At 70.1% G+C, this 13,050-nt stretch carries 9 protein-coding genes; 2 read left to right on the top strand and 7 right to left on the bottom strand.

All coding sequences use genetic code 11. From position 1 onward, the window contains the following. The 5 genes from DK459_RS05845 to DK459_RS05825 form a co-directional block, all read right to left on the bottom strand. On the bottom strand, positions 1-1,620 hold the full coding sequence (locus tag DK459_RS05845) for a methyl-accepting chemotaxis protein (protein ID WP_006385136.1): 1,620 nt from the start codon (positions 1,618-1,620) through the stop codon (positions 1-3). 275 nt (positions 1,621-1,895) lie between these two features. Then, the gene (locus tag DK459_RS05840) at positions 1,896-3,368 is read right to left on the bottom strand and encodes an amidase (RefSeq protein ID WP_054498790.1); all 1,473 of its coding nucleotides are present in this window, start codon (positions 3,366-3,368) and stop codon (positions 1,896-1,898) included. 131 nt (positions 3,369-3,499) lie between these two features. Next, positions 3,500-4,051 carry a PaaI family thioesterase gene (locus DK459_RS05835; protein ID WP_020928093.1) on the bottom strand — a complete coding sequence of 184 codons (552 nt, stop codon included), beginning with the start codon at positions 4,049-4,051 and terminating at the stop codon, positions 3,500-3,502. A 107-nt stretch (positions 4,052-4,158) separates the two neighbouring features. After that, on the bottom strand, positions 4,159-5,736 hold the full coding sequence (locus DK459_RS05830) for an alpha/beta hydrolase-fold protein (RefSeq protein ID WP_110134606.1): 1,578 nt from the start codon (positions 5,734-5,736) through the stop codon (positions 4,159-4,161). A 168-nt stretch (positions 5,737-5,904) separates the two neighbouring features. After that, positions 5,905-6,789, bottom strand: coding sequence for a LysR family transcriptional regulator (locus DK459_RS05825; RefSeq protein WP_054498789.1), 885 nt, complete (start codon positions 6,787-6,789; stop codon positions 5,905-5,907). A 186-nt stretch (positions 6,790-6,975) separates the two neighbouring features. On the opposite strand from DK459_RS05825, the gene DK459_RS05820 reads away from it, so the two are divergent. Continuing rightward, positions 6,976-8,505: an MFS transporter gene (locus DK459_RS05820; protein ID WP_035181408.1), complete on the top strand. Its 1,530-nt coding sequence runs from the start codon at positions 6,976-6,978 to the stop codon at positions 8,503-8,505. 123 nt (positions 8,506-8,628) lie between these two features. Then, positions 8,629-9,033, top strand: coding sequence for a group III truncated hemoglobin (locus tag DK459_RS05815; RefSeq protein WP_006384516.1), 405 nt, complete (start codon positions 8,629-8,631; stop codon positions 9,031-9,033). A 69-nt stretch (positions 9,034-9,102) separates the two neighbouring features. On the opposite strand, the gene DK459_RS05810 is transcribed toward DK459_RS05815, so the two are convergent. Together DK459_RS05810 and DK459_RS05805 are read right to left on the bottom strand one after the other, a co-directional pair. Next, positions 9,103-11,373: a helicase C-terminal domain-containing protein gene (locus DK459_RS05810; protein ID WP_070541996.1), complete on the bottom strand. Its 2,271-nt coding sequence runs from the start codon at positions 11,371-11,373 to the stop codon at positions 9,103-9,105. Then, positions 11,370-13,034, bottom strand: coding sequence for a VRR-NUC domain-containing protein (locus DK459_RS05805; protein ID WP_070541993.1), 1,665 nt, complete (start codon positions 13,032-13,034; stop codon positions 11,370-11,372). The genes DK459_RS05810 and DK459_RS05805 overlap by 4 nt, the downstream gene beginning before the upstream one ends. Positions 13,035-13,050: the final 16 nt, after the last annotated feature.

Genomic DNA, 13,050 nt, shown 5'->3' with positions numbered 1-13,050 from the left:
TCAGACCTTGAAGCGCGACACGCCGCTGCGCAGGTCGTTGGCCACCAGCGTCAGCTCCTCGATCGCCAGGCTCGACTGGCGCAGCGATTCCACCGTCTGCTGGGCCGCATCGCTCAGTTGCTGCAATGCCTGGTTGATCTGCTCGGCGCCGGTGGCCTGCGCCTGCATGCCTTCGTTGACCATTTGCACGCGCGGCGCCAGCGTCTGCACCTGCTGGATGATCTGCGACAACTGGTCGCCGACCTGCTGCATGTCGGCCATGCCGCGGCGCACCTCTTCCGAGAACTTGTCCATGCCCATGACGCCGGCCGACACCGACGACTGGATCTCGCGCACCATCTGCTCGATGTCGTAGGTGGCCACGGCGGTCTGGTCCGCCAGCCGGCGGATCTCGGTGGCCACCACGACAAAGCCGCGGCCGTACTCGCCGGCCTTCTCGGCTTCGATGGCCGCGTTCAGCGACAGCAGGTTGGTCTGGTCGGCCACCTTGGTGATGGTGGTGACCACTTGCGTGATATTGCCCGCTTTCTCGTTCAGGATGGCCAGCTTGGCGTTGACCGAGCCCGCCGCCCCGACCACGTTGCGCATGGTGTCTTCCATGCGCGCCAGGCCCACCTGGCCGCTGCCGGCCAGCGATGCCGTCTGCTCCGCCGCGCTGGAGACCTCAGTCATGGTGCGGACCAGTTCGCGCGAGGTCGCGGAAATCTCGCGCGAGGTCGCGCCGATCTCGGTGGTGGTGGCCGCCACTTCCGATGCGGTGGCCTGCTGCTGCTTGGACGTGGCCGCGATTTCGGTCACCGACGTGGCCACCTGCACCGCCGAGCGCTGGGTCTTGCCGACCAGGCCGGTCAGCTCGTCCACCATGCCATTGAAGCCGCTCTCGATGGCATTGAACTCGTCCTTGCGGGCCAGCGTCAGGCGGCGTGTCAGATCGCCGCCGCCGGTCGCCTCGAGCGTCTTGACGATGGCGCTCATGGGGTTGACGATGGCGCGCAGCAGCAACACGCCGCAGATGATGGCGGCCACGATGGCCAGCCCCAACGACACCAGCATGCCGACTTCGGCCTTGTCGACCGCCTTCTGGATGCCGATCGCCGACTCGTCGGCCTGCTCCTTGTTGGCCGCCACCATCGTGGCCAGCACATCGCGGCCGGCGTAGAACGCGGGGCGCAGGTCGCTCTTGATCTTGGCCTGGGCCCGCGCCGGATCGGCCAGCATGGCCGGCTCCAGGATTTCCGCGCGGATGCGCATGTACGTCTGCAGCGCCTTCTCGAAATCGGCGAACATGCGCTGGTCCTCGCCGCGAACCACGGTGCGGCGGTATTGCTCGATGTCGTCCTTCAGGTGCTGGTCGTTCTTGGGCAGCGCCGCCAGGCCGGCCTGGCGCTCCTGTTCGGTATCACTGTTGAAGGCGTCCTGCACCGCCACGAAGCCGGCAAACCACGACGCCCGTATCGAGGTGCTGTAGTAGATGCCGGGCACCGCGTCGGTATTGATCGACTTGGCCTCGGCTTCGACCTGCAACAGCCGCTGGTAATCGACCACGACCATCAGCGCCATGATGGCCAGGATCACCAGGAAACTGGCGATGATGCGCTCGCGGAGTGTCAGATTCTTCATACCGGGGACCCTTGTGCAATGTCGGCGCCAGCATCCGCGCCAGCGCCGTCGACTTTTTTCCGGCGGCCGTTTCGGCCCGCCTTCCACCCGTTTCTGACGGAGTGTGGGAATAGTCAGCAATTATTGCAAAGGCGCGGCCTCTCAGCTACGGAAAAACAGGGGAAACCCCGTATTCCCGCCGCGCTCCGTCGGGAAAAAGCAAAGCCTGCTTACACGGGACTTGTCTTTTGGTGTGACAGGGCGTACGAAATGGCCGCAAGCCTGCGGCCTTTCTCCTACCCCCACAGGCCTTGCGGCGGACGGGACCCGACCCAGTCGCGCAGTTGATCGTGGGCGTGGGCCAGTTGCAGCACCGCCAGGTCGCCGCGCGGCGGCCCGATCAACTGCATGCCCATCGGCAGGCCGGCCGCGCCGAATCCCACCGGCACGCTGATCACCGGGCAGCCGGCCAGCGTCCAGGGCGTGACGGTTTCCATCCAGCGGTGGTAGGTGTCCATCGGCCGCCCCGCGATCTGCCTGGGCCAGTCGAGCTTGGCGTCGAACGGGAACACCTGCGCCGATGGCACCGCCAGGTAATCGACGTCCTCGAACATCCGCAGCACGGCCTGGTACCAGGCGCTGCGCTCCTCGGTGGCCTGGTAGACCTGCCGCGCCGTCATGCCGTCCAGCCCCTCGACTTCCCAGATCAGCGCCGGCTTGACCAGCTTGCGGGTTTCGGGGTTGCGCACCAGGTCGTGGTACTGGCCGCCCACCATCAAGTGCCGGTGCGCCAGCCAGATGCGCCACAGCCGCTCGCCGGCGAACGGCACGCGGTAGTCGTCGACCCGGCAGCCGGCCGCCTGCAGGTCGGCCAGCGCCTGCGCGCACAGGTCCAGGATGCCCGGCTCCATCGGCAGATAGCCGTCCCAGTCGCCCAGCCAGCCGATGCGCTTGCCGCGCAGGTCGGCGTCCAGCGGCTGCGCGAAAACGGCGGGATCGTCGCCCAGCGACAGCGGCGCGCGGGCGTCGTGGCCGGCGATCACCGACAGCATGCGGGCCACGTCGCGCGGCGTGCGGCCCATCGGGCCCTCGTACGACAGTTGCTTGAGGAACACTTCAGTGGACGGCCCGTTGGGCACGCGGCCGGCCGACGGCCGCATGCCGTAGACGTTGCAGAATGCCGCCGGATTGCGCAGCGAGCCGCCGAAGTCGCTGCCATCGGCCACCGGCAGCATGCGCGCCGCCAGGGCCGCCGCCGCGCCGCCGCTGCTGCCGCCGGCGCTCTTGGTGGCATCGTAGGGATTGACGGTGGTGCCGTAGACGGGGTTGTAAGTGTGCGAACCCAGGCCGAACTCGGGCACGTTGCTGCGGCCGATGAAAATCGCGCCGGCCGCCCGCATCCGTTCGACCAGGATGGAATCCTGCTGGCTCACCTGATCCTTGTAGACCAGCGACCCCATCGACGTGACCATGCCGCGCACGGCGGTCAGGTCCTTGGGCGCCTGCGGCATGCCGTGCAGCCAGCCCAGCCACTGCCCGGCGGCCAGTTGCGCGTCGCGCTCGTCGGCTTCGCGCAGCAGTTCAGCGCGCTCGCGCAGCGCCACCAGCGCATTGAGCGCGGGGTTGACCGCATCGATATGGTCCAGGTAGGCCGCCATGACCTCGCGGCAGGATACCCGGCGCTGCCGGATCGCGTCCGACAGCGCATGCGCGGGCATGGCGACGATATCGTTCAGGCGGCCGGCGGCCGCAGGCGTGGCTGCATTCATGGTGTTGTCTCCGCTTTTTTTTCTTGGCAGGCCGACGATACTACGCCAATGCCGTGGTCGCCGCGCGGGGCGGCCGATGCCTGCCGGGCCAGGCCCCCGTCCCGGCCTCGTGCCCGCCGTGTTCGCCGCCTTCAGGCCGGCGGGCGGGCGAACACCAGCAGCGTTGACGTGGCCGAAGCCAGCAGGCGGCCTTCGGCGTCGGTCAGCTTGGCTTCGGCGTAGGCCACGCGCTGGCCGAACGACAGCACCCGGCCCTCGGCCCGCAGCCGGCCGCTGTGGCGCGTGATGGCCTTGTGATAGGCCACCTTCAGTTCCAGGGTGGTGTAGGCCTGCTCGGCCGACAGGCGCGAATGCACCGCGCAGCCGCAGGCCGAATCCAGCAAGGTCGCGGCATAGCCGCCGTGCACCGTGCCGATGGGGTTGTAGGCATGCGGGCCGGGCGTGCCGGCGAACACCGCCAGCCCTTCCTCGGCTTCGACGAAATCGAAATCCAGCGACACCAGGATGCCCGGCTTGCGCCCCGATGCCAGCAGCGCGCGCAATTGCGCCAGGCCGTCCAGGCCGGCGCCGGTCTGGTCGACCAGGCTGGGTTCGCGCCGCGCGGCGCGGTTGGCATCGGTGGACGGGGAAGAGGCGGTCGCGTCGCGGGCGGCGGCGTCCGCGCGGGTCGAATCGGAGGTCATGCGCAATGCTCCGGCAAAGGGAATGGGAAAGCCCGGGAATGGGGAAGCCCGCGGGCGGAAGTATTTATATGACAATCATCATATAGCATCCTTCCCCGCCCGCCGCTTCACCGCGCCTGCGCGCCCTTGCCGATCAGCTCGATCAGGCCGTCCGACAGCGTGCCGCGCCAGCTCAGGTAGTCATGGCCGCCGGCCACCTCCTGGTGCGTGACGACATAGCCCTTGGCCCGCAGCACATCGCGCAGGTGGCGATTGGTCTCGAAGATGCCCGGCTGGCCGGCGCGGCCCGTCTCGAACCGGCCCGCCACCAGGTAGAAGCGGATCGGCAGCTTGCGCACCGCCGCGTATTGGCGCGTCAGCCACTGGTCTTCGCCGCCAGGCTGGCCCCACCAGTAAGAGCCCGACTGGCTCAGCACGTTGCCGAACACTTCCGGGTGGCGCAGCGCGGCGTACGAGGACGCCAGGCCGCCATAGCTGGAGCCGCCGATCACCGTGCGCGCGGCCGGCGCGGCGATGCCCTGGCGCGCCGCCCAGGGCATCAGTTCGCGCGCCAGGAACTCGGCGAAGTCCGGATTCGGCGGCAGTTCGACGCCACGGGATTCGGCGGTGGGGTTGGAGATCAGCAGCGCCGCCGTCGGTGGAATCACGCCGGCCGCGATCATGTTGTCGAGGATGGTCGGCGTGGGCACGCGGTTCAGGTACGGACCGGCGTCGAACAGCACCAGCACGTGATTGTCGGCCGCGCCGGGACGCCAGCCGGCCGGGCGATACAGCTGGATATCGCGGGTATTGCCGAGGATGGCGCTGGTGATCGACCGCGTCTGCACCTCGCCCGGCGTCACGCCGGCGCGCGGCGCCACCCAGGGTTCGGGCGCGGCGTCGGCCAGCTCCAGCACCGAGGCGTACTGGAAGGCGTCAATGCCGCGCGCCGGATAGGCCTTGGGATTGAGCGGGTCGGCCTGCGCCGTCGCCAGGATGGCGCGCCGCCGCGCCGTGTCCGATGCGGGCAGTTCCGGCACGTCGGGCGCCAGCTTGTACGAAAGCCGCGTCGAGCGCGGCAGCACGAAGCTTGCGTACCAGACATCGGACGCGCCCAGGCGGGTCAGCATGGTGTGGTCCTGCCCGGGACCGCCGAACAGCCGCACGTTGCGCTCGGCGCCGCGCCACAGGAAAGTCACCCGGTCGCGCCCGGCGTCGACCGGCTCCACCAGCGGCGTGCCCTGCCCCGCGATCTCGCGCCAGAACGCGTCGGTATTGCCGCCTCGCGCCAGTTCGCGCGCCAGCGCCGCCAGGCGCGGGCTGTCGATGGCGGGCGCCGGCGCGCGCTGCGCCGCCAGCGGCACGCGTTCGTTCAACGTCCAGCGATAAGCGCCCTGCCCGCTGGCCCGCACGGTATAGCGGCCGTCGGCCGGCGCCACCAGCATCAGGCCGCCGGCCGGCCGCTCGGCATCGCTCAGGCGCCGCAGGTGGCGACCGTCGGCGTCCAGCAGGTCCAGCGTCACGCCAGGCGCGGCCTCCCACTGGCCGGCCACGAATTCGCCCTTGGCCAGGGCCAGCGGCGTATCCGCCGGCGTGCCGGAAGCCACCACGCCTTGCGCGCTTTGGGCCGACGCGGCGCCCGGCCCCGCCGCCAGCGCCAGGGCGAGCCAGCCGGCGCGCCACAGATTGTTTTTTCTGGAATGCATCTTGTTGTTCCCCGGGCGCATGCCGCCCGCGGCGCGCTGGCGCCGCTGCGCGGCCTGCACCCGGTTTGAGGTTGTCGAAAACGAAATACGTATCATTATTGCCCGAAAGCGGGCCGCGCCATTGAACGGCCCCGCGCCGGGCGCGGGAATTGCCGCGCCGCCGGAGTCTCAATCGAACAGATGCCGCGCCAGATGGTCGATGAACACGCGCAGCTTGGGCGAGGGATGGCGGCTGGCCGGCCACAGCGCCCACATGGTGGCGTTGCCGCGCGTGCGTTCATCCATTACGGTCACCAGCCGGCCCGAAGCCAGCTCTTGCCTGATGGTGAAATCCGGCAGGCAGACGATGCCCAGGTCGCCCAGCGCCAGGAAGATGCGGGTCTCCACGCTGTTGCAGACGAGCGTCAGCGGCAGTTCGGGCGCAGGCGCGCCGGCCGCCGTCTTCAAGGGCCATTGCTCCAGCTTGCCCGTGCTGGGATAGCGGTAATGCAGGCAGCAATGGCGCTGCAGGTCGCTGGCGCGCCGCGGGGTTCCGTGGCGCGCCAGGTAATCGGGCGAGGCCGCCAGGATGCGGCGGAACTGCCCCAGGCGCCGGCGCTTCAGGCCCGAGTCCTGCATCTCGCCGGAACGCACCACGGCGTCGTAGCCCTCGCCGATCACGTCGACCATCCGGTCGGTGAAATCCAGGTCCAGCCGCACCTGCGGATACTGCTTCATGAACGTGGCGATGGCCGGCTCGAACAGGCGGCTGTAGCGCGGCAGGCTGACGCGCAGGCGGCCGCTGGGCGTGCCGGCGGCCTCGGACAGCTCCAGTTCGGCGGCCTCCACTTCGCACAGGATGCGGCGGCACCGCTCCAGGAACTTCTCGCCTTCGGGCGTCAGGGTGATGTGGCGCGTGCTGCGGTGGAACAGGCGCACTTTCAGGTGCGCCTCCATCCGCGCCACGCTCTTGCCCACCGCCGACGGCGACACGCCCAGGGTGCGCCCCGCCTCCGCGAAGCTGCGGGTGTCCGCCACCAGCACGAAAACACCGATACCGCTCAGGCTGTCCATGGCCGGATTCCTTCAGTACGGACTTCAATGTCCGGAATATCCGGAATCCTAGCCTATTTTTCTTTTATCCATGGCTGCCTATCCTGCCGGCATCGTGTTCCCCGGCGCCATGCCCGTCGGGAGCCGACGCCGTTTCTCCCTGTTTGCCGGCCGACCCGGCCGCCCTCCTCGTTTGACGTGATCGACATGACTCGCCTGCCTCCTTCCCGCATGACCAACCGCTGGCTGCAATTGCTGGCCGCCTGCCTCACCGCGGTGCTCATTCCCCTGTGCTTCACCGGCCCCGCCGTGGTGCTGCCCGCCATCAGCCATGCGCTCGGCGGCACGCCGGTGCAATTGAACTGGATCCTCAACGGCTACATCCTGGCCTATGGCAGCGTCATCATGGTGTCCGGCAGCCTGACCGACCTGTACGGGCCGCGCCGCGTCTGGCTGGGCGGATTGGCGTGGTTCTGCGCCTTCACCTTTCCGATCGCCTGGGCGCCTTCGGCCGCCTGGATCGATTTCCTGCGGCTGATGCAGGGCGTGGGCGGCGCGGCGGCCTTCGCCGCCGCCATGTCGTCGCTGGCGCCGCTGTTCCACGGCGCGGCCCGGGCCCGCGCCTTCAGCCTGCTGGGCACCACCTTCGGCATCGGCCTGTCGTTCGGGCCCCTGGTGTCGGGTTGGCTGGTGCAGACGGCCGGCTGGCGCTGGGTCTTCCACGGCACCGGCCTGGTCGGCCTGCTCGGGCTGGCGCTGGTGGCCGCCAGCGTGCGCGCCACGGCGGGCGCGGCCAACGGACGTTTCGACTGGCGCGGCGCGCTCAGCTTCACCGGCGCGCTGGGGTTGTTCACCTACGGCATGCTGCTGGCGCCCGAGAACGGCTGGCGCGACGCCGCCGTGGCCGGCTCGCTGCTGGCCAGCGCGCTGCTGGCCATCGCTTTCATCGCCACCGAGATGCGCGCATCGCATCCGATGCTGGACCTGTCGCTGTTTCGCAGCGCGCGCTTTGTCGGCGTGCAGGCCCTGGCCGCCTCGCCGGCGTTTCTGTTCATCGCCCTGATCGCCATCCTGCCCGGTCGCTTCATCGGCATCGACGGCCACAGCGCGTTGCGCGCCGGCCAGCTGATGATGGGCCTGGCCACGCCGCTGCTGGTGGTGCCGTTCCTGGCCGCGCTGCTGACGCGCCGCTTCAGCCCCGCCATCTTGTCCAGCATCGGCCTGGCGCTGGCCGCCGCCGGCCTGGCCTGGCTGGCCCGCGACCTGGGCGGCGACGCCGGCCGGCTATGGCTGCCGATGAGCCTGATCGGCATCGGCATCGGCCTGCCCTGGGGATTGATGGACGCGATGGCGGTCAGCGTGGCGCCGCCCGAGCGCGTCGGCATGGCGACCGGCATCTTCAACACCGTGCGGGTATCGGCGGACGGCGTGGCCATCGCGGTCATCAGCGCCTTGCTGGCCACGCTGATCCACGCCCGCGTCGCCATCGACCAGCCGGACGCGGGCGCCCAGCTGCTGTTGCAGGCCGCCAACCGCGCGGCGCTGGGCCAGCTGGACGTCGCCGGCGCGTTGTTGCCCGGCGCGGGCGGCCTGCTGCACCAGGCCTACGACGTGGCTTTCGGGCAGGTGCTGTACGCCCTGTCCGGATTCGCGCTGTTGCTGGCCGTACTGGTCTACGCCTTGCTTGCCCGGCCCGAGGCGGCGCCCATGGCGCCGGCGCGGCCCCAGCCGCATTGAACGCCGGCCGCGTGATCCGGACGCCGGCGCGCGGACCGGCAGCGGTTTGCGCCAGATCAATCCGCCCCTGCGCCGCCGCGCCCTACTATTCGCGCTGCCGATTCACGCCGCCAGGAGACCCATTTGTCCGAACCCGACATCTGCACCGAAGCCGAGATCCGCGATCTGGTGCATACGTTCTACGCCAAGGCGCGCGCCGACGCCGCGCTCGGGCCGGTGTTCGAATCCCAGGTGCACGATTGGGACGAGCACCTGGCGACGCTGTCGGACTTCTGGTCCGCGGTGCTGCTGGGCACGCGCCGCTTCACCGGCATGCCCATGCCCAAGCACGTGGCAATGCCGCACCTGAGCGCCGAACTGTTCGAGCGCTGGCTGGCGCTGTGGGGCGAAACCCTGGCGGCGCTGCCCAACCGCGCGCTGGCCGACGCCGCCGGTGAAATGGCCAAGCGCATGGCGCGCAGCCTGTGGTACGGCTACCAGCTCAGCCGCGATCCGAACCAGCCGCTGACGGAATTGCGTTCGGCCTGAAGCCACGGCCCCACGGCGCCGCCAGCGGGGCGTCTCCGGCGCCGCGTCCGGGTGGAAATCGGCGCGCGCTCAGTCCACCCGCCACCAGCTGGGCAGCAGGTTGCGCACCTTGGCGCGGCGATAGCGGTCGTCGATCAGGTGCACCGTGCCCACGTCGTGCTCGGTGCGGATCACGCGCCCGGCCGCCTGCACCACCTTCTGCATGCCCGGATAGAGATAGGTGTAGTCGTAGCCCTGCGCCTCGCCGTAGCGGCGCTCCATGGCGCGCTTGATGTTCTCGTTGATGGCATTCACCTGGGGCAGCCCGAGGGTGGCGATGAAAGCGCCGATCAGGCGCTTGCCCGGCAGGTCCACGCCCTCGGAGAAGGCGCCGCCCAGCACCGCGAACCCCACGCCCTGCCCGCTTTCGGTGAATCGCGCCAGGAAGGCGGCGCGGCCGCTTTCGTCCATGCCCGGCGTCTGCAGCCAGATCGGCACTTGCGGATGGCGTACCCGCATCAGCTCGGCCACCTGCCGCAGGTAGTCGAAGCTGCTCAGGAACCCCAGGTAGTTGCCGGGCCGGCGCGCATACTGGTCCGCGATCAGGTCCGCGATCGGCGCCAGCGAACGCTCGCGGTCGCGATATCGGGTGGATACGTTGCCCACCACCTTCACCGCCAGCTGCTCGGCCTGGAACGGCGCGGCCACGTCGATCCAGGCCGCCTCGGGCGGCAGGCCCAGCGTGTCGCGGTAGAACTGCTGTGGGCTCAGGGTGCCCGAAAACAGCACCGTGGCATGCGCCGCCGCATGCCGCGCGGCCAGGTACGGCGCGGGCACCACGTTGCGCACGCACAGCGTCGACGGCGGCGTCCTGGCGCCCCATGCGCCGCCTTCGGCCCGCGTCACGTCGAACAACGCGTGCGGCCCGAACTGCTCGGCCAGGCGCATGAAATGCAAGGCCTCGAAGTAAAAGGCCAGCACCGGGTCGTCCTGGGCCAGCGGCGCCTCGCCGAGATAGTCGGTGATGGCCGCCACCGCCTTCTGCACCGCCGCCAGCACGCCGGCCGGCGCCTCGTCGTAGGCCTGGTAGGCCTCGGCCTGCTTCTTGTTGAACGCCGTCCAGGAGCGCTGCAGCCCGTCCAGCGGCTTTTTCAGCGCCTTGGGCGCGGCCTGCCGCGCCGCCGCCAGTCCCAGCTGGTTCAATTCCCCGGTGTACATGCGGCGCGCGCGATCGACCAGATTGTGGGCCTCGTCCACCAGCACCGCCACCTTCCATTGGTGGGCCTGCGTCAAGGCGTACAGCATGGCGGTGGCGTCGTAGTAGTAGTTGTAGTCGCCCACCACCACGTCGCTCCAGCGGATCAGTTCCTGCGACAGGTAGTACGGGCATACCTGATGGGCGCGGGCGGCGGTGCGCACCGCCGGCGCGTCCAGCCGCCCCTGCGCCAGCGCCGCCTCGCGCGCCGCCGGCAGGCGATCGTAGAAGCCCTGCGCCAGCGGGCAGGATTCGCCATGGCAGGCCTTGTCCGGATGCTCGCAGGTCTTGTCGCGCGCCTGCAGGTCCAGCACCCGCAGCGCCGGTTGCGCGGGCTGGGCGTTCAGGGTGTCCAGCGCCGCCAGCGCCAGCCCGCGCCCCGAGCCCTTGGCCGCCAGGAAGAAGACCTTGTCCAGCCCGCTGCCCGGCGCGGCCTTGAGCAACGGAAACAGCGTGCCCAGCGTCTTGCCGATACCGGTGGGCGCCTGCGCCATCAGGCAGCGGCCGTCGCGCGCGCTGCGGTACACCGACACCGCCAGCTCGCGCTGGCCACTGCGGAAATCGCCATGGGGAAACGCCAGCCGTTCCAGCGCCGCGTCGCGCGCCTGGCGATGGGCCAGTTCGGTACGCGACCAGGCCAGGAAGCGATCGCATTGCTCATGGAAAAACGCCGCCAGCCACGCCGCGTCGCGGCTCTCGGACAGCACCGTCTCTTCTTCGGTCGCCACGTTGAAATACACCAGCGCCACGCGGACCTGCGCCAGGCCGCGCGCCGCGCACAACAGGTGGGCGTAGACCCGGGCCTGGGCCCAATGCGCGGCGCGATGGTTGTCGCGCACGCTGTCGAGCCGCCCCCGGTAGGTCTTGATCTCTTCGACCTGGTTGGCCACCGGGTCATAGCCGTCGGCGCGTCCGCGCACCAGCAGGTTCTCGTATTGGCCGGCCAGCGCCACTTCGGTCTCGTAGCCGGGGCCGCGCCGGCTCGTCACCGCCGTGTGGCCCGCCATGCCTTCCAGGCCGCTGGGCGCCGGCGTGAAACGCAGGTCCAGGTCGCCCGCGCGAGCCGTGAATTCGCACAACGCGCGCACCGCCACGGCGTAGGTCATGGCCGCGGCTCCCGCCAGCTGACGTGGCAGACCCGCACCGGCATGCCGTGCTCGGCGCAATACGCCAGCCAGCGGATCTGGTTGTCCTGCAGCTTGTCGCCTGGCCCCTTGATCTCGATGAGTTCGTAGCCCGGCGCCTGGGCCTGGAAGCGGATCAGGTCCGGCAGGCCCGAGCGGTTGGCCTTGACGTCGCGCAGCAGCCGCGTGAAGAACAGCTTCAGGTGGGCCGGCGGAAAGTGATCCAGCGCCCGCTGCAACAGCGATTCGTCGAGCGCGCCCCAGAACACGAAGGGGGACTGCACGCCCCGTTTGTCGGCATAGCGCAGGCGGATCGTGTCGCGATATTCGCCCGTATCCAATTGCGCCAGGCAGGCGGCGAACAGAGCCTGTCGCCGCGCGTGGAAATCCGGCGCGTCGAGGTCGGCGGGCCCGCGCTGGAAGGGATGGAAAAAAGCCCCCGGCAAGGGCGCGAACACCGCCGGCCAGCACAACAGGCCGAACAGGGAATTGATCAACGTGTTTTCCACGTAGTGCACCGGCGCGTCGTCCCGGTGCAGGTGGTCGCGCGCGGCGAACTCCACCGGCATCGGCGCCGCGGGCCGGTCCAGTTCGAGGTCCAGCCGCGCCACCGGCGCCGCCGCGCGCCGCGCCGCGTGCTGTCCCAGCTTGCGGCGCAGCCGCGGCAGCATGCGCGCCAGCCGTTGCGATTCTTCCTCGCTTTCCGGCGCGGCCTCGGCGCGCAGCGCCAGCGCCAGGGCATCCTGGAAACGCGCCATGCGCTCGTACACGCGGATACGGCGATGACGCGCGCCGGGGTAGGCGCACAAGGCATACACCCGCTCGGCCGCCGCCCAGTCCTGCGCGCGCTCGCACGCTTGTCCCAATCGCAGCAACACCTTGGCGCGGCGCTTTTCCAGCCAGGGGTTGTCGCTGGCGCAGCCGGCCACCGCGCGCAGTTGCGCGTCCACGTCCAGGCCTTCGTCCAAGGCCTGTCGGCACGCCTGCAAAGCCAGGTAGCGGTCGACGTCCTGGCGCGCCTGGAACGCGCGCGATGACGGTTCGAACGGCACCACCTCGTACTGGAACACGCCCAGGTCGGCCAGCACGAACTCCGACCAGTCCTGGTGCAGGTTGCCGAAGAACATCAGCCGGAACCGTTCGCACAGATCGGCGATGGCGACCCGCCAGGCCGCATCGGCGCCCGCCGGGTCGGGCTGCGCGCGCGTCCCGGCGCGCCAGCGGGCATAGGGCTGGGCGTCGGGCTGGCAGGCGCGCAGCGCTTCCAGCAGGTCCGCCTTGCGCGCCGCTCCCCGGCCCACGACACCCGCAAAGAGACGATCCAGTTCGGGCCGCGTATGCAGGCCGAACAGCTCATCGAGCGTCATCGGCGCGTCCGCGTCCAGCCAGCCCAGCGCCAGCAACGGCGCGGCGGCGTCCAGGGTGTTCGGGATTTCCTCGTACACCAGGCGGCTGGCGCGGAACCAGGGCCCGCGCCGCATCAGCATGCGCGTCAGCAAGGCCTGCGACGCCCGTGGCAAGGCCGCGAAATCGGCCATGAAAAGGCGTTCGCGTTCGTCCAGCAGATCCGCATAGCGCTCGCCGACCCACGCGAGCGCGCGCTGGAAATTGTGCAGGTAGTAGTAGCGGTGCGGGGGCAGCATCGGCCGGAAGGACAAC

Source organism: Achromobacter sp. RW408 (genome assembly GCF_003184165.1).
GTDB lineage: Bacteria > Pseudomonadota > Gammaproteobacteria > Burkholderiales > Burkholderiaceae_B > Achromobacter > Achromobacter xylosoxidans.
Note: the sequence above shows the minus strand (reverse complement) of the source record. Positions and strands in the feature narration are given on the sequence as shown.